Source organism: Thermosynechococcus sp. (genome assembly GCF_046299635.1).
Classification (GTDB): domain Bacteria; phylum Cyanobacteriota; class Cyanobacteriia; order Thermosynechococcales; family Thermosynechococcaceae; genus Thermosynechococcus.
The window spans coordinates 19,063-44,043 of record NZ_JBKBHV010000022.1 but is presented as its reverse complement, the minus strand read 5'-3'; the positions used below and the strand labels follow the sequence as shown (position 1 = coordinate 44,043).

General features: G+C 52.8%; 22 protein-coding genes. 8 read left to right on the top strand and 14 right to left on the bottom strand.

Translation table 11 applies throughout. The annotated features are described in order from the left end of the window. Nucleotides 1-68: 68 nt before the first annotated feature. The 4 genes from ACK4IR_RS09555 to ACK4IR_RS09540 form a co-directional block, all read right to left on the bottom strand. Nucleotides 69-2,687 carry a M1 family aminopeptidase gene (locus tag ACK4IR_RS09555; protein ID WP_409874136.1) on the bottom strand — a complete coding sequence of 873 codons (2,619 nt, stop codon included), beginning with the start codon at nt 2,685-2,687 and terminating at the stop codon, nt 69-71. Nucleotides 2,688-2,728: 41 nt separating this feature from the next. Further along, nucleotides 2,729-2,953: a DUF167 domain-containing protein gene (locus ACK4IR_RS09550; RefSeq protein WP_409874135.1), complete on the bottom strand. Its 225-nt coding sequence runs from the start codon at nt 2,951-2,953 to the stop codon at nt 2,729-2,731. A gap of 91 nt (nt 2,954-3,044) precedes the next feature. After that, nucleotides 3,045-3,947, bottom strand: a complete 903-nt coding sequence (locus ACK4IR_RS09545; RefSeq protein ID WP_409874134.1) for a DUF4388 domain-containing protein — start codon at nt 3,945-3,947, stop codon at nt 3,045-3,047. A 306-nt stretch (nt 3,948-4,253) separates the two neighbouring features. Next, nucleotides 4,254-4,676: a cupin domain-containing protein gene (locus tag ACK4IR_RS09540; RefSeq protein WP_409874133.1), complete on the bottom strand. Its 423-nt coding sequence runs from the start codon at nt 4,674-4,676 to the stop codon at nt 4,254-4,256. An 87-nt stretch (nt 4,677-4,763) separates the two neighbouring features. Here ACK4IR_RS09540 and dapB point away from each other — a divergent pair, with 87 nt between their 5' ends. Continuing rightward, nucleotides 4,764-5,579, top strand: a complete 816-nt coding sequence (gene dapB / locus ACK4IR_RS09535; RefSeq protein WP_409874132.1) for a 4-hydroxy-tetrahydrodipicolinate reductase — start codon at nt 4,764-4,766, stop codon at nt 5,577-5,579. Here the strand turns inward: dapB and ACK4IR_RS09530 are convergent, their stop codons facing one another. Then, nucleotides 5,580-6,443, bottom strand: coding sequence for a Tab2/Atab2 family RNA-binding protein (locus tag ACK4IR_RS09530; RefSeq protein ID WP_409874131.1), 864 nt, complete (start codon nt 6,441-6,443; stop codon nt 5,580-5,582). Nucleotides 6,444-6,705: 262 nt separating this feature from the next. Here ACK4IR_RS09530 and ACK4IR_RS09525 point away from each other — a divergent pair, with 262 nt between their 5' ends. Beyond that, on the top strand, nt 6,706-8,151 hold the full coding sequence (locus ACK4IR_RS09525; RefSeq protein WP_409874130.1) for an ammonium transporter: 1,446 nt from the start codon (nt 6,706-6,708) through the stop codon (nt 8,149-8,151). A gap of 153 nt (nt 8,152-8,304) precedes the next feature. Then, entirely contained in the window at nt 8,305-8,946 is a 642-nt protein-coding gene (trmB, locus tag ACK4IR_RS09520) for a tRNA (guanosine(46)-N7)-methyltransferase TrmB (RefSeq protein WP_409874129.1), read from the top strand. Here trmB and ACK4IR_RS09515 read toward each other — a convergent pair. Further along, complete coding sequence (locus ACK4IR_RS09515; protein WP_409874128.1) at nt 8,943-9,647, bottom strand: esterase/lipase family protein; 705 nt, start codon at nt 9,645-9,647, stop codon at nt 8,943-8,945. The genes trmB and ACK4IR_RS09515 overlap by 4 nt on opposite strands. Nucleotides 9,648-9,651: 4 nt before the next feature. Then, complete coding sequence (locus ACK4IR_RS09510; RefSeq protein ID WP_409874139.1) at nt 9,652-10,539, bottom strand: MBL fold metallo-hydrolase; 888 nt, start codon at nt 10,537-10,539, stop codon at nt 9,652-9,654. A 232-nt stretch (nt 10,540-10,771) separates the two neighbouring features. Here ACK4IR_RS09510 and ACK4IR_RS09505 point away from each other — a divergent pair, with 232 nt between their 5' ends. The 3 genes from ACK4IR_RS09505 to ACK4IR_RS09495 all read left to right on the top strand — a co-directional run bounded on the left by ACK4IR_RS09505 (nt 10,772) and on the right by ACK4IR_RS09495 (nt 15,852). After that, a complete protein-coding gene (locus ACK4IR_RS09505) occupies nt 10,772-11,962 on the top strand; it encodes a sigma-70 family RNA polymerase sigma factor (protein WP_409874127.1) in 1,191 nt (396 codons plus the stop codon). 81 nt (nt 11,963-12,043) lie between these two features. Continuing rightward, nucleotides 12,044-13,426 carry a DUF1822 family protein gene (locus ACK4IR_RS09500; protein WP_409874126.1) on the top strand — a complete coding sequence of 461 codons (1,383 nt, stop codon included), beginning with the start codon at nt 12,044-12,046 and terminating at the stop codon, nt 13,424-13,426. 152 nt (nt 13,427-13,578) lie between these two features. After that, nucleotides 13,579-15,852 carry a CHAT domain-containing protein gene (locus ACK4IR_RS09495; RefSeq protein WP_409874125.1) on the top strand — a complete coding sequence of 758 codons (2,274 nt, stop codon included), beginning with the start codon at nt 13,579-13,581 and terminating at the stop codon, nt 15,850-15,852. 438 nt (nt 15,853-16,290) lie between these two features. Here the strand turns inward: ACK4IR_RS09495 and sbcD are convergent, their stop codons facing one another. The 4 genes from sbcD to ACK4IR_RS09475 form a co-directional block, all read right to left on the bottom strand. Continuing rightward, complete coding sequence (gene sbcD / locus ACK4IR_RS09490) at nt 16,291-17,589, bottom strand: exonuclease subunit SbcD (protein WP_409874124.1); 1,299 nt, start codon at nt 17,587-17,589, stop codon at nt 16,291-16,293. 4 nt (nt 17,590-17,593) lie between these two features. Then, the gene (locus ACK4IR_RS09485; protein ID WP_409874138.1) at nt 17,594-19,228 is read right to left on the bottom strand and encodes an alpha-D-glucose phosphate-specific phosphoglucomutase; all 1,635 of its coding nucleotides are present in this window, start codon (nt 19,226-19,228) and stop codon (nt 17,594-17,596) included. A gap of 277 nt (nt 19,229-19,505) precedes the next feature. Continuing rightward, on the bottom strand, nt 19,506-19,811 hold the full coding sequence (locus ACK4IR_RS09480; RefSeq protein ID WP_409874123.1) for a transposase: 306 nt from the start codon (nt 19,809-19,811) through the stop codon (nt 19,506-19,508). A gap of 531 nt (nt 19,812-20,342) precedes the next feature. Further along, nucleotides 20,343-20,945 (bottom strand): IS607 family transposase, encoded by a 603-nt coding sequence (locus tag ACK4IR_RS09475; RefSeq protein WP_409874122.1) that lies wholly within the window; start codon nt 20,943-20,945, stop codon nt 20,343-20,345. 73 nt (nt 20,946-21,018) lie between these two features. Here ACK4IR_RS09475 and ACK4IR_RS09470 point away from each other — a divergent pair, with 73 nt between their 5' ends. Then, nucleotides 21,019-21,402: an NAD(P)/FAD-dependent oxidoreductase gene (locus tag ACK4IR_RS09470; protein WP_409874121.1), complete on the top strand. Its 384-nt coding sequence runs from the start codon at nt 21,019-21,021 to the stop codon at nt 21,400-21,402. Here the strand turns inward: ACK4IR_RS09470 and ACK4IR_RS09465 are convergent. From ACK4IR_RS09465 to ACK4IR_RS09455, 3 genes are read right to left on the bottom strand one after another with little or no spacing between them, the layout of a single operon-like run. Continuing rightward, nucleotides 21,336-22,097 carry a carbon dioxide-concentrating mechanism protein gene (locus tag ACK4IR_RS09465; RefSeq protein ID WP_409874120.1) on the bottom strand — a complete coding sequence of 254 codons (762 nt, stop codon included), beginning with the start codon at nt 22,095-22,097 and terminating at the stop codon, nt 21,336-21,338. The genes ACK4IR_RS09470 and ACK4IR_RS09465 overlap by 67 nt on opposite strands. Before the next feature lie 23 nt (nt 22,098-22,120). Next, the gene (locus tag ACK4IR_RS09460) at nt 22,121-22,861 is read right to left on the bottom strand and encodes a pantothenate kinase (protein ID WP_409874119.1); all 741 of its coding nucleotides are present in this window, start codon (nt 22,859-22,861) and stop codon (nt 22,121-22,123) included. Then, nucleotides 22,842-23,243, bottom strand: a complete 402-nt coding sequence (locus ACK4IR_RS09455; protein WP_409874118.1) for an AbrB family transcriptional regulator — start codon at nt 23,241-23,243, stop codon at nt 22,842-22,844. The genes ACK4IR_RS09460 and ACK4IR_RS09455 overlap by 20 nt, the downstream gene beginning before the upstream one ends. Nucleotides 23,244-23,822: 579 nt before the next feature. On the opposite strand from ACK4IR_RS09455, the gene ACK4IR_RS09450 reads away from it, so the two are divergent. Continuing rightward, nucleotides 23,823-24,959, top strand: a complete 1,137-nt coding sequence (locus ACK4IR_RS09450) for an ABC transporter permease (protein ID WP_409874117.1) — start codon at nt 23,823-23,825, stop codon at nt 24,957-24,959. The last annotated feature ends 22 nt before the right edge of the window (nt 24,960-24,981 follow it).

Here is a 24,981-nt window from a genome sequence, read left to right as displayed (position 1 = left end):
GCAACAAGCTGAAATTGAGTAATTCCTCCCGCTGGTCGTCTGCCGCTTCACCAGCACTGCGGCACTTTTCAGGTAGAGTTAGTTTTCTCATTATCGCCCAAGGGGGAAGGGTCTTGGGTAGGCAATTTGCTCTTGGCTGCCAGTTCTTCTAGCCGACTTTTGAGGGCTTGATTTTCTTTGCGGAGTTCTTCAAGGGTACTTTCTATGGTTTTCAGGCGATCGCCTGCGCTTAAATTCTGCTTCACCTGGGCAAGGGCTTCATCTACTGCGCGTTTAATGCGGCCATCGGTGGTGCGATCGCCCACCTGTTGCAAAAGGGTGAGAACTTGGGGATGGTCTATTTGCCGCAATGCCTCAACAAGGGCCAGCTGGGTAAAGAAACAGGTCTCGTGAGCAAGTTGTGCCAGTCGCTCTAGGATTTGTTGTAGTTGGGGGTGGTGGCGATCGCCAATGGTGCCCAGCGTGCGAATGGCGGCCCAGCGCAGGGGTTTCGGCACAGTCGGAGCGGTGTAGTCAAGAACCAAATTCACCGCCTCCGGAAACTCCTTCAGTTGCCCTAGGCCGGCGATCGCCCCACAGCGCACGACTTCATTCCAACCTTGCCGAGTTTCCAAGGCCTTGCGCAGCCGCTTCAGAACTTTTTCGGGCTTGGGTTTCGGTTGCGGTTTGGCAGCGGCAATGACCCCAATTCCCTTTAGGGCGGCGGCTTCAACGCTATAACTGGAATCCCCATGCTTGGCAATGGGTTTAAGGAGTTCGTAGGCCTTGGCCGACTTAAAGGTGGCAATGGCTTCCACCGCTGCGGCGCGAACATGGGGGTGAGCATCGGCCAGAGCCAGCTTGAGCGCCTCTAAACTTTGATCTAGTTGAATGGTGCCTAAGACTTTGGCAATCTCACGCCGCACCCCCCAGAAGGGTTCCCGTGGCAATGCCGCCGCCAAGGCTTGCACAACCTCTAAGCCCCCTTTTTTGCCAAGGGCAATGGCCGCCTGAATGCGGCCGAGAACGTCCGGATCATACTGGAGCTGGGCTTTGAGTTCTGGCAGAGGATACTCCAGCGTTACCGTTTTCAGCGTGTGGTTGCCGGCATCAAAACTCACAAAGGTAGGTTGCTGCGTCAGCGGGAGATAAAACGTCTGCTCCGGTTCATAAATCCGCAGGGGAATTATTTTGACCGCAACTTGGCCTTGGTCATCCACCGTGCCGATGCCGACAGGAATCCGCAGATCAAAGAGATTGCGCTCTAGGGGAGTTACCCCTTCGGTGACCTGCTGCTGCTTGACGGTCAGCACGGCCAATTGATCCGCCGCCTCCCAGCGGTAGCTGACATGGAAGTCGGGATGCCCGCCGCGAAACACGTATTGGTCAAAGAGGGGCAGCAGGTTGCGCCCGGTGGCGGTTTCAATGGCCCGCAGCAGATCCACCGTTTCCACGGTTTGATGGGCATAGGTTTGGACAAAGGTTTGGATGGCTTTCCAAAAGAGGGCGTCGCCGAGTTCTTGGCGGATCATGTGATAGACACAGGCGCCTTTTTCGTAGAGGTGGCGATCGTAGAGTTCAATGGCTTCGCGATAGACATGGGTGACAATGGGGCGACGGTAGCGATCGCTATCCTCACTCAGGTAGTTGCGCAGCTCGCCAAGGCGATAGTAGGCCGCAAAATCGGCGCCGTATTCTTCTTCAAACCAGAGCACCTCGGCATAGGAGGCCATCCCCTCCTTGATCCACGCATGGGACCAATGCTTGATCACCACCAGATCCCCAAACCACTGGTGCGCCAACTCATGAGCCACAAGGCTTTCAGTGCGAAAATCTTCCGCTGCCGCCCGCTCATCCAAAAGACAGCGATCGGTCAGGAGGGTGGTCGAGGTATTTTCCATGCCCCCAAAGATAAAATCCGCCACACAAACCTGGGCATATTTTGGGTAAGGGTAGGGATAGCCATAGATACGGCTAAAAAAGTCTATCATCTTTGGCGTCTTGCCCAAGGTGCGGCGGGCATCGGCAGCGCGATCTTTAGGGACATAGTAGGTCACGGGTTTGTCCTGCCACCGATCGTCCACAACGGCAAAATCCCCCACCACCAAGGTCATTAAATAGGTGGGATGCACTTGGGGTTGGTACCAATGAAAGATTTGCCACTCTCCCTCGCTATCGCAGGCCCGCAATTCCCCATTGGAAATGGCCTGCAAGGGTTGCCGCACCCGTGCCCTGATCTCGGAGGTGGCCAGTTGACCGGGAGAGTCAAAACAGGGAAACCAATAGCGGGAGTCCTCATCTTCCCCTTGCGTCCAAGCTTGGGGCGGTTGGGTGGGGATAAAGTACAACCCTCGCTGAGGTTTTTCAAGGCCATAGTCAATGGTAATGAGCAGCACCTGCTCGGGGCTAATCCCTAGGTGCTCATCGAGAACAATATCAAGGAATTCGCCGTCGTAGTGGAAGGTTTGGGGTTGGCGCTGCACGGTCACCGCTTTGATCTGTTGCCCCACGGCATTGAGGCGCAGGTGGCGCAGTTGCGCGTGAAGGGGGCGCAGGTGAATATGGCACTGTCCCCAGCAGGTCTGCGCCTCTAGATCCAGCGTCAGGTCAAGAAAGAGATGTTCCACCTGTCCGGGGCGATCGGGACTGTAGTGGGGGCGGGCACCGCTGAGAACAAAGGATTTGGTAGAGGTGACATCGAGGGTCATAGGCTTGATCGCACAGCACTTCCTCTTAGTCTAGATCGCTCTTAATCTAGAAGTTCAATCACCTTATGGTGACTGGTGTGACCTTTGACTAACTGAATGCGGGACTTGGGCACCTGAAAATAGTCCGCTAAAACCGCAATGAGTTCTTGATTGGCCTTACCCTCCGTGGCCGGGGCACGCACCGCAACCACCAGTTGACCCTCAGGCCCCACCGAGACAGAAGAGCGGCGTGCGTTCGGCTTGACAAGAATCCGCTGTTTGGCCATTGTGCTCGGAGAACGATAACGCCTACGCAACCCTACTTTGACTCTACCGCTTCTGGAGCATTGACAGAGCAGTGGATTGTCCTCGATAGCCCTAGGAAGCTCTAAGAAAGTTAAGGAACCGATGCAGAAATTGCTCACTCAGGGGCTGAGCCGCCGGCGGAGAATCAGGATTCGGTTCGCCAATCGTGGGATCCTCTTGATCAATTTTCGGTACTTCCTCCACAAGACCCGCCACCATCAGACGAAAAGTGGCCTTTTGCACCTCTAACAATGCCATAGAAAGGTGCTCGGCAAGCTCTTGCAAGGTTAAGTTGCTGTTAACATACTCCCAAATTTGCCACTCTTGGGGATTGAGGTGATAGGGGGGACGACCCTCAATCACGCTCACTAGTGTGGAGGTTGCCAAGGGCAATTTATCCAAAAGCGGTGTCCAATCTTTAAGCAGTCGTAAGCCCGTCAAGGCTACGCTGGTGGGTGATGCCCTCAGGCCGGTCATCTCGATCAAGGGCAGGGACGAACTCGGAGAAAACTCAAACCATCCCTCTTTGAGAGCAAATAGACGGGGAATGGGAGTCAACACCTGCTGCTTAAAAAGCAGTTGCAAATCCTCTGAGGTGAGAATCCCCTGTTCTTTTAAGTAGATGCCCAGTGGACTGGTGAGGGGGCGAACCTGTAACAGTCGCTGCAAGCTAGTCTCGCGCAGCAAGCTGCGTTTCTCAATCAGATATTGTAGCCCCTTGTGATTGGAAGAATGAGTGGCCGCAACGATTTGGCCATCACTAAAGAAGAGACGACACAAGGGCGCCCCGCGTTCACGTTCAATGTACCGTAGGTGAAGAGTTTCTAGTTTTGCTGGCGTGACTGCCACTTGCTGTTTTTCTGTGGAGTCCAAGGAGAGACAGCCACTTTTTTTACCTTGTTCTAAAAAGCGCAGGAGTTCACCAAGGGAGAAATCTGATAGATGACCTCTAATTCCTATGTTCTCTTTCCCCATACCATATAAGTCTTTGTAACCCATGTACTTAACATAATTAAAATTAATATATATTAGCATAATTAACATATAGACACATGTTTCTTATCTGCCCATATACTATTCATAATCTATTTTTATGTATTGTTTATTTTTATGTGTTGTTTATTTATATGTTATGTATTGTGTAGGCCTATGTACGCTGTAGGATTGTAGAGAGTTCCCCTTAGCCTGTTTATTGGAGAATTTCAAGAACTAGCATGGCCCTAAAGACTAGGGCTGTTCACGGTTAGTGCACCGATCCATTGGACAGACCGCTAGGCAAGGCTAGCTCCACCCCTCAATGGTGACATCTACGCGATCGCCCTCGTGGGACAGGGGTGCAATGTTGAGGTAGTACAGCGGCTGATCGGCAGAGAGATTCCGCAGCCAGTGCAGACATTGGGCATCCACATGGACGTAAGAGCCAGTTTCCACGGGGGTACGCGTCAAAGCACTTGCAGCCACAGAATTGGCAGGCGGCGTCATCGGGCAGGTAATCAGTTCACCGACACCCGAGACAATTAGGAAAATATCATCACCGCGATGGTGGTAATGGGGATAGTTGGCTTGCCCTGGCTCAATGCGATAGAGACTAGAGGCTAGCTCGGGGTTGTGGTGATCCAAAGGGCAGACGGCATAGCCCGGCCGTTTTGGTGTCCATGTTTGACAGCGCTCAACCAACTCAGGAAAGGAAAAGACTAACATCATGCCTTTAGGACAAAATACTCAGTATTGGCTTATTGTATCGCCAAGCGATCGCGCTATCCTAGCCTGTGGTCTGTGTCGGAGTTTTGCATGAGTACACCCATCCCAGTGATTGTTGTTGGCGCGCTCGGTAAAATGGGGCGTGAAGTTGTGAAAACGGTGCAGCAGGCTCCCGATACGACTCTCTATGCCGCTGTCGATCGCAAGCAAGTGGGAGAAGATATTGGCACTGTTCTAGGTTTAGGTGCGTTAGAGATTCCCATTAGTGGTAGTTTGCAAGAGGTCTGTGTGGCGGCGGCTCAAGAAAAACAACCCGTGGTCATGGTGGATTTTACCCATCCCCAAGTGGTGTATGAGAATGTGCGCATGGCGATCGCCTACGGGGTGTATCCCGTGGTGGGGACAACAGGTTTGACTCCAGAGCAAATTGAAGATCTCGCCGAGTTTGCTGACAAGGCGGATATGGGCGCCGTGATTGCCCCCAACTTTTCCATTGGCATGGTGTTGCTTCAGGAGGCAGCCATTCGTGCCAGCCAATACTTTGACCATGTGGAGATTATTGAACTGCACCACAACCAAAAAGCCGATGCCCCCAGTGGGACGGCTCTGCAAACCGCGCAGCGCCTAGCCGAATTGGGGAAAACCTTTAACCTGCCTCAGGTACAGGAGTCCGAACATCTCACGGGGGCGCGCGGGGCGTGTGCTAACGCCGAAATTCGCATTCATAGTGTTCGCCTGCCGGGACTGATTGCGCATCAGGAGGTGATTTTTGGGGCACCGGGGCAAATTTACACGCTGCGCCATGACACCAGCGATCGCCAGTGCTATATGCCGGGGGTCTTGCTTGCCATTCGCAAAGTCACGCAACTGAAACGCTTGATCTATGGCCTAGAGAAGCTGCTCTAGTCAAACTTCAGGGGTGTGCTGCAACAACCAAAAGCCTTGCAGTGCTTCCTGTTCGGGTCTCTCCTTCACGGCAATAAAGTGCAGCCCTTGGCTTTGGGTGCAGGCCTCCCTAAAAGCAGCAAGTTCCTTTTGAATCTGGGGATTGCGACCACTAATGAGAACCCAGCGATCGCTTGCTCCCGTTTCTAACACCAATAGCGGCTGGGGTTCCTCCTCAAAACTCAAATAGGCGGGTTCTAATCCCGACAGCCAACCGGCCAAGGGCAGTGCCCGCTGTGAATAAATAATCAGGCCGGGCAGCATCACATTGTCGGCGAGGGTCAAAAAGGGCAGGGGCGGCACCTCTCCAAAGGGCAGTTCCCATTCGGCAGCGGTTTTAATTTCCCCCAGGGGAAGGCCGCTCAATTGCCAGCGATCGCCCTGAAGAGCCGACGGTAACGGCTGGGGGGCAGGGGAGATCAACGGCGGGGGCGCTGCTAGATCCGCTTGGTAGTTGGGCAAAGTTGGATAGTAGTTCAGGGCGCGATCGCGCAGCCAATCGTAGAGGGCGAATGTGCGCCGACTGGGCACCATGACTAAGCCTGCCGCTTCTCCCCCCCGCGTGATAATACTGGTCATGGCGCGGCGGAAAAAACGCACTCGATCCGGTTGAATACTGTCTGCCAGTCCCAGTTGCTGCCGCCATTGTGCCATTGCTTCCTTGAGGGCAGCCTCTAACCAGCGGGCATTGGCTTGTGCTCCTGCACAAGTTTTGCTGAACTGAAATTGTTGCTGGCGATCGCAAATCAGCAATTCCCAGATTTTTTTGTTGTTTTCGTCCACAAGGGGACGGGAATAAAAATCCAACTCCCAGATCGTATCCATTCACACCTATCAGGAACGTTACCTGCAAACTTGATGCGATTTGCCCTTCCTAGGATAGGCGGTTTTGGTCATCAAGGTAAATGTATAACGCGATACAGATTTTCCAATCTGAGAACTGGTGCAATCAAAGGTTAACTGCGGGTCAATGCTTCGCTTAGCTCAAACCAAACAACAGCCAGATTGCTTTCTGGTGGTATGGTACCGCAACTGCGATTTCTCCTCCGCTGAACTCATATGCAACTCTACTCTATAGCCGTTGAGAATGAAAGCGATGTCTAAGTTAAAACCGAAACGTGTTAGACGGCAAAAGCGACCGTTACTGAACCTTGACTGGAAGCCCAATTTCCGCTGGCGATCGCCAGCCCTTGTCGCCTGCATGCCGCTCGCCTTAATCATTGTGGCAGTTTGGGGAGTCGCTGCTCAAGCACAGGATAAGCCCCTCACCCCTGAAGACGTTCAAGGGGTTCTGAATACCATTTGGGTATTGGTGGCAGCCATTCTGGTGGTTTTCATGAATGCCGGTTTTGCGATGTTGGAAACCGGCCTCTGCCGCCAGAAAAATGCGGTCAACATTCTTTCTAAAAACTTAATCGTTTTTGCCTTGGCTACCTTGGCCTACTGGGCGATCGGATACTCCTTCATGTTTGGTGCTGAAGGCAATAGCTTCATTGGTTGGGGGGGCTTTTTCCTCAGCAGTGAAAATCCTGAAACCTACCGCCTTGAGCCTTTTCCGCAAGGCTTACCTATTGCTGTGGCGTTTCTGTTCCAAGCCGCTTTTGCAGGGACGGCAGCCACCATTGTTTCCGGGGCGGTCGCCGAGCGGATTAAGTTTATTGACTTTTTAATTTTCAGCCTCCTGCTGACCGGCATTTCCTACCCGATTACGGGGCACTGGGTTTGGGGGGATGGTCTCCTCAGCAATCTCAACTTTCTTGGGGAGGGCGTCGCCTTCAAGGACTTTGCCGGTTCGACGGTGGTGCATGCTGTAGGCGGCTGGGCAGCTCTCATGGGTACGGCTTTCCTCGGGCCACGGATTGGCAAATATGCGGCTAATGGTAGACCCCAAGCTCTACCGGGTCACAATATGGGTTTTGCCACGCTGGGGTGTTTAATTCTCTGGATCGGTTGGTTTGGGTTTAATGCCGGTTCTGAATTGGCCGCGAATGAAGCTGTGCCCTCCATTGCCCTGACAACCAACTTGGCGGCGGCAGCAGGCGGTGTTGCGGCAACAATGACGGCTTGGTGTGGCATTGGCAAACCCGACCTCTCCATGATAATCAACGGTATTCTGGCAGGTTTAGTGTCCATTACAGCAGGCTGTGCGGCTGTGTCTTACGGGAGTGCCGTGATCATCGGTGCCGTGGGCGGGGTGATGGTGGTCTATGCTATTCTCTTCTTTGACCGCATCGGAATTGACGACCCGGTGGGTGCCACCTCAGTCCACTTGGTGTGCGGCACTTGGGGCACCTTGGCCGTTGGCTTGTTTGACAAAGAGTTAGGCTTGCTAACCGGCCATGGGTTAACTCAGTTGATTGCCCAGATCATTGGCATCTTGAGTATTGGTGGCTTTACGGTGTTGATGTCTAGTATCTTTTGGCTGGCTCTGAAACAAACTCTTGGCATTCGTGTTTCCGAAGAAGAGGAACTCAAAGGCTTGGACATCGGCGAGCACGGCATCGAAGCCTACAGCGGTTTCTTGAAAGAGTAACTCGCCTGTCAACAAGTTTGGGGTCATACCACGCCGCTGGACGATCCCATTGCCCTAGGTGGTTTTTGCTGTCCTCAGCGATTGAGGGCAGTTTTTTCTGACTTTGCAATGAGATACGCTACGCTATAGCGGCAGTAGGTTAGGGAGTTTTGGATGAGCGATCGCGCCATGGCGGTACGGGTGCGACAACACGTTAACCCTCTGAGTCACAAATTCCAGCAAGATATTGCTGTTCCCGATTGGTCAACAATTTATGAGCAACCCTCACAGCCTCTACATTTGGATGTTGGCTGTGCAAAGGGAACCTTTTTGCTAGAAATGGCAGCGCTCTATCCAGAGCAAAATTTTCTGGGTCTGGAAATTCGCCATCCACTGGTGATATTGGCCAATGAGCGGCGCGATCGCCGGCAACTTCGCAACCTTCACTACCTCTGGGGCAATGCCAACGTACACTTGGGCAAACTTCTCGACGGACTTCCCCTGCACACCGTCACGATTCAGTTTCCAGATCCTTGGTTCAAGCGCCGCCACCATAAACGCCGGGTTGTGACCCCAGAACTGGTGACCCTCCTTGCCGAACTCCTCCCCATTGGGGGGCGGGTTGTCCTTCAGTCGGATGTGCTTGAGGTGGCTGAATCCATGGTGCAGCAGTTTCGTGCCCATCCGGCCTTTCGCTCAACCTGTACCGCTTGGTTACCTCAGAGTCCTTGGCCTGTCGCAACGGAACGGGAAAAATGTGTTCTTGCCAAAGGATTACCCGTTTACCGCTGGCAATTTGAGCGCTGTGCTGTCTAATCGGCCTGGAGATACTGCTGCCACATGGCCACAATTGCCGGCGAGCCATACCAAGGAGCATCGGGGCGATCGCGCAAGCGGCTGCGCGGCGCATGGAGCACATTCTCAAAGACTAGATTGTCTGCTCCCTCAAGGTGGGCTGCAACCACGGGGGTCACCCCATCCCCCCAACAGGCACCCTCGCCACAGGTGAGTTTATAGCTTTGATACGTAAACCAATTGGCCAATGACCCGCGCGGTGTGCCATAGATGGCCTTGCCCGCCAGACAGACATAGCGAACGTGCCCGTAGTAGGCACCGGGGTAGGTGGTGTTAACAAAGTCGAGGTTGCGGCGTGTCCAGCGCTCCTGACTTCGGTGGGGAGTCCCCAAGGTGATCAGCGTGTGCACTCGTTGGTGACCGGCCCAAACTCGCCCATCATAGGGCTGATCCCCAAGGTAGATGCGAGCAATCCAACCCCCTGCCGAGTGGCCGACAAGATGCACGCAGGAGGCACCTGTTTCATTCAGAATGTTTTGAATGGTGGTATCTAAAGCCTCTAAAATCGGCGCCACCGATCGCCCCCCCAACGTGGGAAACCACGAGCGCACCTTAAGGGGCACCACCTCCGCCACAAACCCCAACTGCCGCAGATAGTCCCGCAGGGGGTAGTAGTCAGGAGCCGCTGCTAAATATCCGGGCAAAACCACGACAGGCAACACAGGGCTAACTGGCTTGAGGCGTCGCCGGGAAGTCTATCACATTTGGATAGACGGAAATCATGAGTCCCTCGCGAGCCAGCAGCGTCTGCGGAAATCGTGCCCGTGCCAACTCACCGATGTGGTCGAGAAAGTCGTCGTCGTGGCTGGGGTCGTGGTGAAACAAAATCAGTTGCTTGACTTGGGCCGCCTGAGCCAGCTTGACCGCTTCCTGCCAAGTGGAATGCCCCCACCCCACCTTGCTCTGCTGTGGGTGATGGTACTCCTCATCGGTATAGGTGGCATCGTAGATCATCACATCGGCGCGATCGGCCAAGGCAAAGGCTCCCGGATGCAGTCGATCCGGCAAATGCTCTGTGTCTGTAATATAGGCCACGTGAATCCCCTGCCAACTGATGCGGTAGCCCACTCCACCGCCCGGATGATTGAGGGCTTCATTTCTCACCACCACACCCCCCTCTAGGTGCACCTGCTCACCCGCCTCTAAGTCATAAAAGCGCAAATCTCCCCCCATAATCTGCAACGGGACGGGAAAGTTAGGGTGCAGCATTTGATCGTTTAGTCGTCGTTCAATCCCCTGACCATTTTTTCCGGGCACGGCGTAGATATGGAACTGATTCCCCGGTACAAAGGCGGGCTGAAAGAAGGGAAAGCCTTGAATGTGATCCCAGTGGGTATGGCTAAAAAATAGATGGGCCACCAGCGGCTGTTGACTCATTAAGTGCTCCCCTAGGACTCGCAGACCCGTACCGCCGTCCAAAATAATCCGTTGACCATTGGCCTGAATTTCTACGCAGGATGTGTTACCGCCATAGCGAACCGTGTGGGAACCGGGACAGGGAATACTGCCGCGCACGCCCCAAAACCGAACGGTCAGTGGGTTAAACATGGGCATATCGCAAATCTTGCTTGTAATGTGCCACAGAAAACACGCTTGACTTGTGATATGGATCATCCCCTCCTTGTGATGTTAAGAGTTGATAGAGGCCAGACAAATCGCCCCAAGGTGCGCGAAAAATTTTTTCTAAAATCTGCAAGGCGAGTGCATATTTGCAAAAACGCCATTGGATAAATGAATGGAAAGCAGTCTCGGGAGGATGAATGAAAATGCCCAGTGAAGGAAGCAGGTGGTCACGTCACGTTTCCCTCTACGGTTGTCCTTGGATGTCTTGCTAGAGAAATTCATGAACCGCCAACTCTGCAATAAACTTTTTACTTTCCTGAAATTTGACGATTTGGGTCGCCCGCACTGGTTTTGCGATCGCCAACTACAGGCCTACTTTACAGAGGCGGGGTACAGTCTTACGGAGCCAGATGCGATGGCTGGCTTCCTCCTCCAAAAATTACAGTGTCAGCCGAACCATAGTGATGCCGACTATTGGCGGCGGGCAGTGTTTTGCTATCTCCAAGAAACCAGTTGGTCCGTCGCTAGGGCTTTGTGGGAAAAAGTTCCCGGCCTACATCACTTCACCGACTATTTTCAGCAGGCCTGTTGCCTTACAAATGACCCCCTGAAGCTATTGCATAGGTTTAATCCGCAGCGGGGTACTCGGCTATCCACTTACGCCTATCGCCGCATCTATGACGGGGTGTATGCTGAGCTGATGGGGGCACGCCAATCGGACTGGGGCTTACTCAAAAACAGCGGTCGTCGTTCTCTCTCTTCAGCCCTAGAAAATCAAGGATACAGAGAAGAGGAAACTCGTCAACTCTGTGCCGTTGTCCAATTGTGGCAGGAGCTGGTGGATCAACCTGCTGCCCCCGATCAGGCACTTTTAGATCAGGTGGCTAAAACCTATCGTCAATGTTGTCCTGATCTCCCCGCTGTGACACCCGGTGAAGTTGAAGCCCTGCTGCGCAAAGCGATCGCTGCCCTGCGAGCCGATCGCCAACCGGCGGTGGTGAATCCTACTGAGCCAAAGTTTTGGGACACCCTAGAAGGAGGAGGAAATAGCCCTTGGGAAGCAACCTTGAAGCAGGAAGAAGAGGAAATCCTCAAACAGGTATTTGAAGTGCTGAAAAATGCGATTGAAGCGCTGGATGACACCAGTCGTCAGGTATTTTGTCTGTATTATCACGAGCAAGTCAACCAGCAACAGATTGCCCAGCAGTTGGGGTTTAAAAAACAATATCAAGTCTCGCGTGTCCTAGAACGAATCCGCAGCCATTTGGCGAAAGCGGTACTCACTGCTTTTAACCAACCCCTGTATCCCGAACGCCTTGAGGCGGTCAATGGAGCTATCTCTCTCTGGTTGAAGGAGGGCGATCAAGTTTCCGTCCTGTGTTGTCAGCAGCATGCTCAGCTGCCGATGGCATAACCCAATTGCAATCAGGGTGCATCTTGACTGTTTTGGAAATGATATGACCTTTTGGAAGTTGTTGTACCTAGGTAAAGAACCATGACCCCACTATCCCTTGCGTTTCTCACGACTATAAATGCGCCAGCAATGGCGCAGGTAGAACATGTTCATATTGATTTGGCAGATTGTGGCGATCGCCCGTGGATTGAGCAGATCACAGCGGCTGCCCGCGCTTACCGTCGTGGCAGTGTTCGGCTGAATGCAATGGCCTACGTCGCCGTGCGCGACTGGCTCGCAGAAATGGGCATCAGTGCCGAACCCTTCCTCTCAACCGTCGAACTGCCCATCTTTTGGGAGTTTGTCAACGGCACCCTCCTGAAGACCCCCATCGGTAAAGTGTTGATTGTGCCCGATACCGCCATAGAGCTGGACAAGTGTCGCATTCCCCAAGAATGGTTCTACATTGCCCCTTGGCAACCCGATTACATCTTGGGCGTACAGGTCTTTACAGAAAAAGCCCAGATCAGGCTCTGGGGCTATGCCCCCAGCAGCAGTGTGAATCGCTCTGCGATTGATCCTCTAAGCCGTACCTACAGCCTTGATCGCGAGGACATGATCGAAGATGTCCCCCTACTTGCCGCCTTGCCAGAATGCCCTCATATCCCTGTTCCATCACCTGCGGCAACTGCCATTTCCACAGCGACACTTCAGCAAATCGCCAGTGGCGAGATCCTCTTGCCTCGCTTAGTGTTGCCCTTTGGGGAATGGCTGCAAATCATCGGTCAACCTCGCCATCGCCTTGATCTCTTTTTGGCCTGTCATCCACAGCGGCTGAGTCTATGGCTTTACGCCAAGACCAAGGGCATTGAGAGCCTCTTGGGTCAAGTGTGGCAAGACGTGCAGGAGCTGTTTGAGGAGGGCGCCCTGATCCATCCCTACCTCAGCTGGAAACTGGGCTGGACATCGTCAGCGTGGACATTGCGCTCCAATGACACGTTAACGGCCTTGCAAGCTCAGGCTCAATTACGTCAAGCCATGGAAACGGAGGATTGTCGCCAAGCGGTTGCTCTCCTCAAAGACCTGATTGCCACCACTGCCGATGAAGGATTGCGTTGGATGGCAGCAGAATACCTCCACGCTAAGGATGCCACTGCTCCAGAAGCAGGGGTATGGAAAACCCGCACTGTGGATTTGGGCATTGCCCTAGGGGGACAGTCCCTTGGCTTAGTCATGGCGGTACTGCCGCGAGATCAGGCCTCTGCCAATATTCTGGTGCGCGTCACGGCTCTCAAGGTGGGAGAAACGTTGCCCCCGGACTTGGTTTTGACAATTACCGAGGCCAATGGCCATACCTTTGTCCAAGTCACGAGTCGGCAGCAGGATCAAGCCGTGCAGTACCGCTTTTGGGGACAAATAGGCGAAACTTTTGCTATCACGCTGGCCTATCGGGATGCTAAAATCACGGAAACTTTTGTGGTCTAGCTGCACTGGCTTTGCTTGCCACTGCGATGAAACAGGTTTGCTTGGAAATCCATAGGGGTTGCCTTGAGCAGCATTCCCTGGGGGGGCGCCTCCTTCTCGGGATCGATACCCAAGTGGATGCCTATGGAGTGTATTCTGTGGCATTTCCAGCAATGCCGCATCTCCCTCACCAGTATGCGCAGTGGCGTAACGCCTATCGCAGCTATGCGCAGAAGATCCGTCTGGGGGCAAGCGATAGCCAAATTACCAACATTGGTATTCAGCAGACTCATCTCCTTCAAGAGGTACGGCAACACTACAAAACGCTCGTGGCCACCCTGAGCGCATGGTTGAACAGCACTCGCATCAGTTATCTGGGGAAAGAATATGGCGGAGAGGAGACTTCATTTTTTGGCCTAGGCAACTTTATCTTGCCACCGCCCATGAATGAGGTTCAGCGCATTTTTGTGCAGACAGACTTTGTGCAACTGTGGCACTATCCATGGCATGAGTGGGCACCGATTTGCCAACGCGGCAATGTAGATGTGGTCTTTTCACCGCTGGTGTATCAGTCCCTAAAGTCTCGGACTGTGCAGCATGAGAAGGTGCGAATTTTGGCAATTTTTGGGGCGGATGATGGCCTTGATCTCAAGGGTGATCTTGGAACCCTCAGCACCTTACCTGATGTGGAACTCCACTGCCTGCGATCGCCGCGCTTAAGTGAACTGGATCCCCTTTGGCGGCAGTCTTGGGACATTCTGTTTTATGCCGGCCACAGTCAAGGGAAGGGGATTCATATCAACGATGAACAACACCCCTTAGAGATCTGCAAGCTGCGCCAGACGCTGAGGCGGGCGGTAGAACAGGGGCTGCAACTGGTAATCTTTAATTCCTGCAACAGTATTCTGTTGGGACAGTTTTTAATTCAGTTGGGGTTGCCCCACGCGATCGTCATGCGCGAAGCGATCCCCAATATTGCTGCCGAGTGGTTTCTAAAGTACTTTTTGCAGAACTTTCAGGGGGGGGCAGATCTCTATGCAGCAGTGGCGCAGGCGCGATCGCAATTGCGGGAACTGAGTCGTTTGGATGATGATCTGCCGGGCACATCGGCCCTACCCTTAATTTGTCGCCATCCCCAAGCCCAGTGCCTATACTGGCACCACTTACGCCAATCCGAGACCAGTTCTGTGACGGTCTATGGGGGCGATCGCCCCTCGCCAAAGGTCTCTGAATTTCCCAACTTCCTCTATTGGTGTCGCTGGCAACTGGAACTGGCACAACTAAGGCCTCAAGGGCTACAAGATGATCCCAGTCGCTGGGTAACAGTCATACCTAGGGGTGGGAATCACCAAACACCGCAGCAAAACTACCAACACGCCCTTGCCAATATTAGCCACTGGGTCTGCGGTTTACCACAAACCATCGGCGGCTTTTCCCAGCAGCCGGAGCTGACCTTTTTCTTTCCTGCCCTCGAAGCAGAGGTGCGCCAATCTCTACCACGGGTTGCTAGTCGAGAGCTACTGCCCTACCTTGAATCCCTAGTTGTTGAACAGCGGGAACTCCCCCGCGTCCGTGCAGCTTTCTTGATTGCTCAGCTTGCTACCAATGTCAACCACCTTAGTCAAGCGTTGCAGGTTGTAGAGGAGACGTTACGACAGGCCACGAAGCCGCACGTGCGAGAAGCGGTGTTGACAGAGTGTCAACAATTTCTTCAGGAACTTGATCCTGCGCCAGTCAGGAGCATCTGGGACAGTACCACCGGCGAGCGCCTACAGCAGTTTTTACAGCGGTTGCTCCATCATCCCCAACAGTCAAACCGCCTGAAACTGGCGATCGCCTCCCTTCTGATTACTGTAAAAGGCCGCTGGGTCGCTGAAGCCACCAATGCTGCCTTGGAGATTTTTCGTAACTCCTCCTACCTTGAGGATGTAACTCTGGCCAGTCGGTGTTTACACCAAGCAGGGGTGTGTCAGTGGGAGGTTGTCGGACGGCTAGAGCGCTATTTGGGTTTGGCCACGGTGCAGTCCCACCAGATTGCCCTCTGCGGCGCCCTTGGCATGGTCAGTCCCAATCATCCCCAAGCCATTGACACCCTTGAGTTAATCATTGAGCAGCAGGCCTACGATCTAGAAACACTGATGGCGGCGGTGCGTGCTCTCCACCGTATTGCCCCTGAACATCCCCTTGTGGTGGCGACCCTGCGATCGCTAGTAGAGCAAGCCCAGAAAAAGGACGATATTCTTGGCTTCTACTATGGCTTGGCGACCCTTGATGAATTGTCCGAACCCCTGAATCCTTATCTGACAACTACGGTGATCCCATGGGTTTGCCGCACAATTGCCAGCTTTGAGACCCAAGAAAAGGTTGACTTGATGGCTCCCTATACCGTGCTGTGGTACTGTAGCCGCCATATTCCCTACCCAGAGTTTGCAAATCTTTGGCAATAGCGAACTATCCCTAAAGGACGTGAGGTCGAGCGCTTTCTGAGGATCAAGAGGAGCGCCTAAAGAAAAAATGGAGTCGTCGCAATGACTGACCCCGCCTGCCGATTCCTCAGAGAGGAGAACACTAAAACTTAGCCTAGAATAGATGAGAAAAAATGTCAACAAGTCCAAGGAAAAAAGTTTGCCCCAGATGCCGAGCGCCCTCTTACTCTGTCTTCCTTGGATTCCCCCTCCTGAACTGCTGATAAGATTGAGCGACTAATACCAGTTCTTTGTCAGTATTGGCTCTAATAAGCAGGTCTCAAGGGGGACGGCAATTGCAGTGCCTGATTCTTTGAGGAGCTGGTCATTGATTATTCAGCTTTTATTGTGTCATCTTCAAATTGAATTGGTATAACTCCCGTCTGGTCTATAGGACTTGAATCAAAGCTTAAATTCAGACTAGGAGAGCAATGTCAGTTGCTGAATCACAGGTTCGGGCGATCGCGGTCTCTCTGGAGGGTCTAGATTCTCTTGGTCAACTTGTTCAAGATTGCCATCAAGGGTTTGGAGTGCCGTTAGCAGGTCCTGCCGCAGGGGTTCAAGGCCGGGATGATGATCCAGATACAGTTGCAGGGCATGGCTGGGATCAAGGCACTGTTCGAGAGCCACTTCGGGCAGCCGGGCAATGGGCTGGTTATTCACCAGTTGCGGCAGGAGGCTAACGCTGTGGGCGCTTTCGAGAGCCTTTTGCAGTTCGTGGAGGTTAATCAAGGGAATTTGATCGGCACGCACTTGATACATGACCCGCACCACAGCTTCTCTAATATCCACGCGGGCGATCGCCCCCAAAAGCACCGCTTGGGGATCCTGTGCCACTTCGGTTAAGTCCACCCGAATGGTGCGAAAGGGGCGGGTGGGCAGGGGACAAAACTGAAATTCCGTTTTCCCCTTGGCGAGATTCACCAAGACATAGCCCTTTTCTTCCCCTTCTTCGCCAAAATCCACCCGCTCAATACTGCCGGAATAGACCACCGGCGGATCCTGACACAGCACTTGATGGCGATGCACATGGCCAAGGGCTACGTAGTCAAATTCCGGGCGAGCTAAAAAACTCAGGGGAATCGTAAAGCCCTTGCCGGCACTCAAGTAGCGTTCAGAGCCGTACTGAGCCGTATCCACCAAGGCATGGGCCAGCAAGACAGTCGGCAAGGTCGGATCGAGTTGGCGAATTTCCCCCTCAAGGGCAAGGCGCAGTCGCTCAAGGAGCAGTTGATGCACCTCCGCAAGGGAAAGACCGCCGGTTTCCGGTCGGGTGAGGAGTGTCGATCGCGTTAACCAGGGGAGGGTAATGACTTGCACACTGCCTCGGCGAGTCTCAATGGGATGGGTAGCCAAGCGATCGCCCACGAGAAAGCCGGGCACCCCCAGGGTGCGATAGAGACTGAGGCTGGCGCCCCCCTGTCCTTGGGCGTGCTGATCGTGATTACCCACCAACAGAACCGTGGGAATACCGGCATCTGCTAAGCGGCGAAATTGACGGGCAAAGGATTGGTGCACCAGAGGCGGCGGAGTGGCATCGGGAAAGGCATCACCACCAAAGAGCACCAAATCAACCGGTTCAGCGAGGGCGCGGTCAATACAGGCAGCCAGAGCAGCAATAAAATCCTCAAGGCGCGTATTCAGGCCGGTGGCGGGGTTAATGCGCCCATGACTGAGGCCACTGCCTAGGTGAATATCCGACAGATGGAGAATCTTCATGGCATCAGGTGATGACGCTGGGGCGATCGCGACCCGTCAGTTCTTGGATATTTGCCACTGTATTAGCCAGTTGAATTAACTCGGCAAGGGCCACTTGGGCATCGAGGTGTTGCTGCGCCCGATTGGGTTCAAAGCGCTCCAAATAGACCCGCAGGGTTGCCCCTTGGGTTCCCGTTCCCGATAGGCGATAGACAATGCGACTGCCATCCTCAAAAATAAGCCGAATGCCTTGGTGTTGGCTGACACTGTGATCCACGGGGTCGGTGTAGCTGAAGTTATCGGCAGTGGCGACCGTGTAGGCACCCAAGGTTTGACCCACCAAGCGGGGCAGTTTTTGCTCTAGTTGGCTCATGAGGGTGTGGGCGCGATCGCTCTCAATCCCTTCGTAGTCATGGCGTGAATAGTAGTTGCGGCCATAGGTGCGCCAGTGGTCTTTGACAATCTCAGCCACCGAGGTTTGGCGCACCGCCAAGATATTCAACCAAAAGAGCACGGCCCATAGACCGTCTTTTTCGCGCACATGGTTGGAGCCGGTGCCGAAACTTTCCTCGCCGCAGAGGGTGATTTTGCCCGCATCCAGCAGGTTGCCAAAGAACTTCCAGCCGGTGGGGGTTTCATAACAGTCAATCCCCAGCTGGGCGGCGACGCGATCCGCTGCTTGACTGGTGGGCATTGAACGGGCAATGCCGGCTAATCCGTCTTTGTAGCCGGGCACAAGTTGGGCATTGGCAGCCAGAATGGCCAAGCTGTCACTGGGGGTAACAAAACAGTTTGCCCCCAAAATCATGTTGCGATCGCCATCGCCATCGGAGGCAGCGCCAAAATCCGGCGCATCCTCACCAAAGAGTTGCTGCACCAAGTCATGGGCATAGACCAAATTGGGGTCGGGATGACCACCGCCAAAGTCCGGTAGGGGCACCCCGTGTTGCACTGTGCCTTGGGGGGCGCCGAGGCGTTTTTCAAGGATTTGGTGGGCATAGGGACCGGTAACCGCGTGCATGGCATCAAAAACTAGGCGCAGTTTGCCGCTCCGAATGACCTCGGCGATGCGGTCAAAGTCAAAGAGTGTTTCTAAAAGGGCTTGATAATCGGCCACCGGATCGATCACTTCAACAATCATCTCTCCCAAGGGAAACTCCCCTAGGTTGTGCAAATTGACATCCGGAGCCTTGTAAATCTTGTAGTGGGTGAGGGCAAGGCTGCGCTCATAGATAGCATTAGTGACCTTTTCAGGGGCAGGGCCGCCGTTTGCCATGTTGACCTTGACGCCAAAATCTCCCTGGGGCCCGGCGGGGTTGTGACTGGCGGAGAGAATAATGCCGGCGATCGCCCCATATTTGCGGATCACACAGGAGGCAGCCGGCGTGGAGAGGATGCCGTTTTGCCCCACCTTGACCCGGCCAAAGCCATGGGCAGCGGCCATCTTGAGGATGACCTGAATTGCCTCAGCATTAAAGTAGCGGCCATCTCCCCCTAACACCAAGGTTTGCCCTTGGGGAGCCGGGATGGTGTCAAAAATGGCCTGAATAAAATTTTCCAAATAGTGGGGTTGCCGAAAAAACGAGACGGGCTTGCGTAATCCAGAGGTGCCGGGCTTTTGATCCTTAAAGGGAGTGGTAGCAATAACTTGAATACCCATCATAAACCTCACAAGGGTACTGCCACTATAGCGTAGCTTAGTGACATGGGGAATTGCGGTCAAGTTGCGTTATCCCAAACAGATACAAAGATAAGCACAGTGGCAGTAATACGCAGTCGTTATCTCCTATGGGGCTGGACGTTATCTGTGTACCTATGAAGGCTTCGGAACTACCCCGGCTGTGCAGCAGAAAACTTCAATTCAGATGAGTGTTGGGAATTGACATACTTGCGTCAGCTAAAGGCAAGGGATTCTGGTTACGGTTGCGCAACATCACTTACGATTTCAGGTTTTCCCTCCACCGTAGAGGCGATTGTCTCTCCAGTCGTTCGGGATTTCTCCCCAGTGCGCCAATGCCCAGCATTTTAAACCTCACTTCAGGAGATAAGAGTCGCTTCCGCTCTTTTTTGTAGGCTCGAGCTAACCTAGCTCTAGCTTTCTTTCCGTTGTTGGAGTTGATTTGTTTCTTACTCAACCTCCTCTGTAGTCGGGAGAGTCTTTTCTTCGCTTTCCTATAGGGTTTAGGATTCGGAAAGACTGTACCGTCGGAGCAAGTTACTAAGGCGTTGATGCCTACGTCCACCCCAACCTTATCTACTTGTTTAGGGGTGGGCTTGTGTTCTATTTCGTACTTAAAGATGATGTATGCGCCGTCCGCAGGCGCACCATCTATTTGCTCTTTTATTGATGGTTACGTTCTTTGGCGAAACTGACGGCAAAACTTCATCACAAGTTAACCATCCAAATATCGGGACTCTGATTTTGTTTCCTGATATTCTAATAGCACCTTCCAAGTAAAAACTATCCCTCTTGCCTTTCTTTTTGTATGTTGGTTTTTTGCAGTGTTTATGTTTCCACCAATTCTTAAATGCGCGTTCTAAATTCCTTAGAGCTTCTTGAGGAGCGCATTTGCTAACCTCGTAGTACCACCTGTTGACAGGTTTAACCTCTGCGACCAGTTTCTTGTGCAACTCTATTGCACTCGGCACTTTCTGCTTATTTTCTAAAGCCTCTAAATAAGCATCCAAGCCTCAGTTATAAGCATGTCTCGCTACTCCAGCCTGCTTAGCCGCCAAAGTGGCTTGCTGATTGATTATTAAGCCTGAGACGGGTCTTAAAGCTGACGAGCGACATTTTTTAACTCCTGCAACAATTGCTTGTTTTTATGACTTCTTGAACCGTAAAGTCGAGCAGAAAATACGGTTATTATCTCTAATACATCCTCTGCTAAATCTTCCTCAAAAAAACTATCCTCAGTTCTATTTATAATGACAACTTCTGTTCCAAATATCTCACATAAGGAGAAAATTAACTCACTGCCAAAACGCAATAACCGGTCTTTATGGGTAAGTACTAATCTTTCAACTCTATGGTCAGTAATTAAATTGATCAGTCGTTTTAACCCCTTTTTAGAGTAGTTTAGACCACTGCCTATGTCTTGGATAATTTCTACTTGCCACCCATTGGAAGCACAAAATAACTCGATGACTTCAACTTGCCTAAGCAAGTCTTCTTTTTGGTCGTGGCTAGATACACGAGCATAACCTACGGTGAAGGATAGCTCCGATTTTGTGCCCATTAATTGTGCCAAATCATAACGGCGATGACCACCCGCTGTTCTTTCCGGGATAAGCTTCCCCTCTGCCTCCCACCGTCTCAGAGTTTGCGTGGAGACCCCCTTTAATTTTGCCGCTTGAGAGATGGATAGTTTACTCATAACAATTATTATACATGATAAAAGTATAAATATGTATAATCTTGAATAACTTATAGATTACTGCTGTAAACCCTTGCCGCGTCGCCTCTGGAACTACTGGACAACCACTGTGGGGATTCCCGCCGAGCAAACTTGGGCGCACCTGAGCAAAAAACAACTCCTAGCACTGGCAGAGGCCTCACACCGAGGCACATTCGCGATCGCCGGTAAGGGCGCCTTCAAGGAGAAGTTTGTCACCTGTGACGGTATGGATCTTCAGGAGGTGGATTTTAAGACCATGGCCAGCCGCCACTGCGAGGAGCTGTTCCTTGCAGGGGAAATTCTCGATATTGACGGGGTGACGAGGGGCTTTAACCTACAAAGTGCGTGGACAACGGGCTGGATTGCCGGTCAGGGATTGGCCGAAGGTTCAACGGGCACCGTTTCGGCAGGGGCTTCCACTGCCACACTGTTTTGAGCTGCGCTTCGGAGGGCAAGGGGTTCGCTCTCTTTGTGCTTGAGGCTGAGGGGGAGCCGCAGGGGTTGCAGTTCCCGTTGCAGGGCGGGTGCCAAGGGCAGGGATTGATCCAAATCCTCAAGGGGACGGGGAACCAACATCACGGCATGGAGTTCACCAATGCGATCTGCTTCTGCCATCCCCGCCTCAAGGGCGATCGCCGTATTGGAGGCCGTCCCGCGAATAATGGCCGTACATAGACCCGCTCCAATGGTTTCGTAGGCGGTCAGCATCACATCTGCGGCCTTGAGCATGGCATCTGCTGCCCCTACCATGGCGGGGAAGCCACGAGTTTCCAATAGACCGACCGCATGGCTACTGAGGCGATGGCCGCGATGCTTAGAGGCAATCTGGGCAAGAAGACTCCCAATGGGCAGAATTTTCTCTAGGTTGGGATCGGGTCGAGGAATCACCAATGTACTGAGTTCTTGACCAAATTGCTGTGCCCGTTCGGCGCCCTCTTCTACCGCCAGCCGCACATCGGCAATCCGACCCCGCACAATCGCGGTACAGTAGCCACTACCAATTTTTTCGTAGCCCACGAGGAGGACATCGGAGGATTTGAGCATGTGATCGGCAATGCCAACGATCGCCGGAAAGCTCTGGGCAGAAACCAATCCCAAGGCTAAATCCGTAAAGTCATCCCGTCGCTCCATTGCCGGAATTCGTCAATCCTAATTTATGAGTTCACTTCTATCTTAGCGGTTGGGCTGCGGAGGGCACGAATACCCCAAAAAGCCAGATGATCGTCCGCGCGCCAACGATCGGCGTCTAAAAATGTTTTGAATAGCTCACCGAGAAAGGGGCGATCGCCCCCGGTGACAATCACCCTGCCTTGGGGATAGGCCTCAAAGAAGGCGACCAGATAGGCCTGTAAAATAGCAGCGGTGCCGTAGTAGAGACCACTGGCAATGGCAGCGGGGGTGCTGGTACCCCACCGCGGCGGCGGTTCCGGCGAAAGCGTCACATGGGGCAGAGCCGCCGTATAGTCTGCCAGTGCCCGTGCCATTAAGCCAACACCGGGGAGAATCACCCCGCCGGCAAACGCGCCGCGATCGTCGGCCAGAGTCAACGTTAATGCAGTGCCCCCATCCACCACGCACACGGGTGCCCCATAGATCTGAAGCGCTCCCCAGAGGGCAAGGGCACGATCAATGCCCAAGGTGGAGTACATCTGCGGAATGGGAATATCGGCAAGGGTCAGTTCCACAGCATTGGGATGAACTTGCCGGATAGACTGCGCCCCCACGCTTGCCCCCCAGCAGGGCAGGTCGGAATAGGCCTTGCCAAGGCTGCCGGGAGAATCCTCAAGGGGCAGGTGCCAAGTGCGGCTGAGGTGTTCACCTGTAAAGAGTGCCCAGTGCTGCCGACTATTGCCAATCATTAGGGCGAACCATTGATTACTCTGTGGAGGCATCATCCACTTCTTCTGAATTCATGAGATAGAGATGAATATGTTTGTACCCCGGCTTAATTTTAAAGGTATCCCCCGGCTTTAGGTTCATGGCTTTTGTGTAGGCAGAACCAATGACAATCTGACCATTTTGGTGCACTTTCACCCGATAGGAGGGCGATCGCCCTCGTGCTGATTGACTATTGACTTCTTTTTCCGATGAGTGTACCTGTAGTCCCTCGGCGGCAAGTACTGCTTCGTAAAATTTCCCTAAGTTGACACGCACCTCACCGGATTTTGTGACGCGATAGTAGCCACAGAGCTTTGCGGCTTCCTTACGGGATGTAGAACCCAGTTCACCTAAGCGCTGCAAGAGTGCTCTACCAGTTAGGGGCTTTGTTTTTTTCATTCGCTCTATATTTCCTCTATCAGAACGCTATTCAAGTGAATAAAACAACTTAATTGTTCTTTAATCAACAGGTACTCACACTCTACGGCTCATGACTAAATTTGTTTCAATGAGTTAACAACAGCTCATTGGTTTTTACTAAGCTAACATTTTAGTTGAAACATAGAGTGTTATTTTTAACAATACGTTAGTGATGCACTCCTTTTGCCAAAGGCAGAACACGATCAAAATGATTGAAGCCACTATAGAAAAGGCTCACGTCTTGCTTATGGCTACCATATTTTAGAAAAGGGCTATAATCAATAATATAATCATATAACGATACCGAATCTAGACACTAACTCATTGATACAGGAGGTTTGATACATGTGAGTCTCTGCAATCTTCCTGAAAGGAATTGGAATTTGATTTATTAAGTTTTATTTATAAGTTGCTGATTTTTTGGCCAAACTTATCTAGAATTAAGTGCTTTTAATCAAAAGTCCGTAGCCTATAGGTCGTCAGGCATTCAGCCTGCTAGAGCAATCCTAGGGTATAAAAAGGCTGTATAGTGGCTATACGCTTGCGGATGAGTGACGAATGACCCCTTGGCAAACGTTGCGGCGCAACCCTTTAGTGATGTTTAGTTTGGGGGTGCTAATGACGTTGTACCTGCTGGCGATCGCCGCCGATTTTATTGCCCCCTATAGTCCCTATACGTTTCAAGTGGACGGTGCCCTACTGCCCCCCACCCGCATTTATTGGCGCACCCCCAAAGGTCAGTGGATAGGTCCCCACGTCTATCCCACCCGCTTAGGTCCTGTGAGCTTAGAAACCGGAGAACGGCCTCTGATCGTGGACTGGAACGAGCCGTCGCCGATTCGCCTCTTTGTCAAGGGCAGTCCCTATCGCTTCTTGGAAATTACCCTGCCTCTGCCGACGCGCTGGCGTCTGACCAATCTGCAAATTGAACCGCGTACCATCTTTCCGGGGTTCCCCAGCGATCGCCACCTCTTTGGCACAGTCGGCAAGGGCTACTTGAATCTGTTGGGAACGGATGATCAAGGACGCGATCAGTTGAGCCGGCTGCTCTTTGGTGCCCGCATTAGCCTCAGTATTGGCCTTGTGGGGGTGGCGATCACCTTCCCAATTGGCATTCTGGTGGGTGCGATTTCCGGCTACTTTGGCGGCTGGCTGGATGTAGTTTTGATGCGGGGTGTTGAGGTGCTGATGACGCTGCCGACGATCTATTTGCTGGTTGCCTTGGCGGCGGTACTTCCGGTGGGACTCAGTAGTGGCGAGCGATTTCTACTGATTACCGTCATCACATCGTTTGTGAGTTGGGCAGGGCTAGCACGGGTGATTCGCGGTCAGGTGCTCAGCATCAAGGAGATGGCCTTTGTGCAAGCGGCGCAGGTGATGGGGGGGCGATCGCTCTACATTATTGTGCGGCACATTATTCCCCAGACGGCGACCTACGTGATTATTGCCGCAACGCTCTCCATTCCGAGCTTCATCGTTGCGGAGTCAGTGTTGAGCCTCATTGGTCTAGGGATTCAGCAGCCCGATCCCTCTTGGGGCAATATGCTCTCCTTGGCAACCAATGCCTCCATCTTGGTTTTGCAGCCGTGGCTTGTTTGGGCACCGGCCACGCTGATTGTGCTCACGGTGCTCTGCTTCAACATTATTGGCGATGGTCTGCGGGATGCCCTTGATCCTAAGCGGGTAGAAAAATAGCCGAGACCCTTGGGATACACTA

Coding starts and splice junctions, on each gene's coding strand:
- ACK4IR_RS09485 (WP_409874138.1), bottom strand. CDS start 19,228: ATGGGTATTCAAGTTATTGCTACCACTCCCTTTAAGGATCAAAAGCCC.
- ACK4IR_RS09545 (WP_409874134.1), bottom strand. CDS start 3,947: ATGGGGAAAGAGAACATAGGAATTAGAGGTCATCTATCAGATTTCTCC.
- ACK4IR_RS09465 (WP_409874120.1), bottom strand. CDS start 22,097: ATGGAGCGACGGGATGACTTTACGGATTTAGCCTTGGGATTGGTTTCT.
- ACK4IR_RS09525 (WP_409874130.1), top strand. CDS start 6,706: ATGAAAGCGATGTCTAAGTTAAAACCGAAACGTGTTAGACGGCAAAAG.
- ACK4IR_RS09510 (WP_409874139.1), bottom strand. CDS start 10,539: ATGCCCATGTTTAACCCACTGACCGTTCGGTTTTGGGGCGTGCGCGGC.
- ACK4IR_RS09530 (WP_409874131.1), bottom strand. CDS start 6,443: ATGGATACGATCTGGGAGTTGGATTTTTATTCCCGTCCCCTTGTGGAC.
- ACK4IR_RS09475 (WP_409874122.1), bottom strand. CDS start 20,945: ATGAGTAAACTATCCATCTCTCAAGCGGCAAAATTAAAGGGGGTCTCC.
- ACK4IR_RS09495 (WP_409874125.1), top strand. CDS start 13,579: ATGCCGCATCTCCCTCACCAGTATGCGCAGTGGCGTAACGCCTATCGC.
- ACK4IR_RS09540 (WP_409874133.1), bottom strand. CDS start 4,676: ATGATGTTAGTCTTTTCCTTTCCTGAGTTGGTTGAGCGCTGTCAAACA.
- trmB (WP_409874129.1), top strand. CDS start 8,305: ATGAGCGATCGCGCCATGGCGGTACGGGTGCGACAACACGTTAACCCT.
- sbcD (WP_409874124.1), bottom strand. CDS start 17,589: ATGAAGATTCTCCATCTGTCGGATATTCACCTAGGCAGTGGCCTCAGT.
- ACK4IR_RS09555 (WP_409874136.1), bottom strand. CDS start 2,687: ATGACCCTCGATGTCACCTCTACCAAATCCTTTGTTCTCAGCGGTGCC.
- dapB (WP_409874132.1), top strand. CDS start 4,764: ATGAGTACACCCATCCCAGTGATTGTTGTTGGCGCGCTCGGTAAAATG.
- ACK4IR_RS09500 (WP_409874126.1), top strand. CDS start 12,044: ATGACCCCACTATCCCTTGCGTTTCTCACGACTATAAATGCGCCAGCA.
- ACK4IR_RS09550 (WP_409874135.1), bottom strand. CDS start 2,953: ATGGCCAAACAGCGGATTCTTGTCAAGCCGAACGCACGCCGCTCTTCT.
- ACK4IR_RS09460 (WP_409874119.1), bottom strand. CDS start 22,861: ATGATGCCTCCACAGAGTAATCAATGGTTCGCCCTAATGATTGGCAAT.
- ACK4IR_RS09455 (WP_409874118.1), bottom strand. CDS start 23,243: ATGAAAAAAACAAAGCCCCTAACTGGTAGAGCACTCTTGCAGCGCTTA.
- ACK4IR_RS09450 (WP_409874117.1), top strand. CDS start 23,823: ATGACCCCTTGGCAAACGTTGCGGCGCAACCCTTTAGTGATGTTTAGT.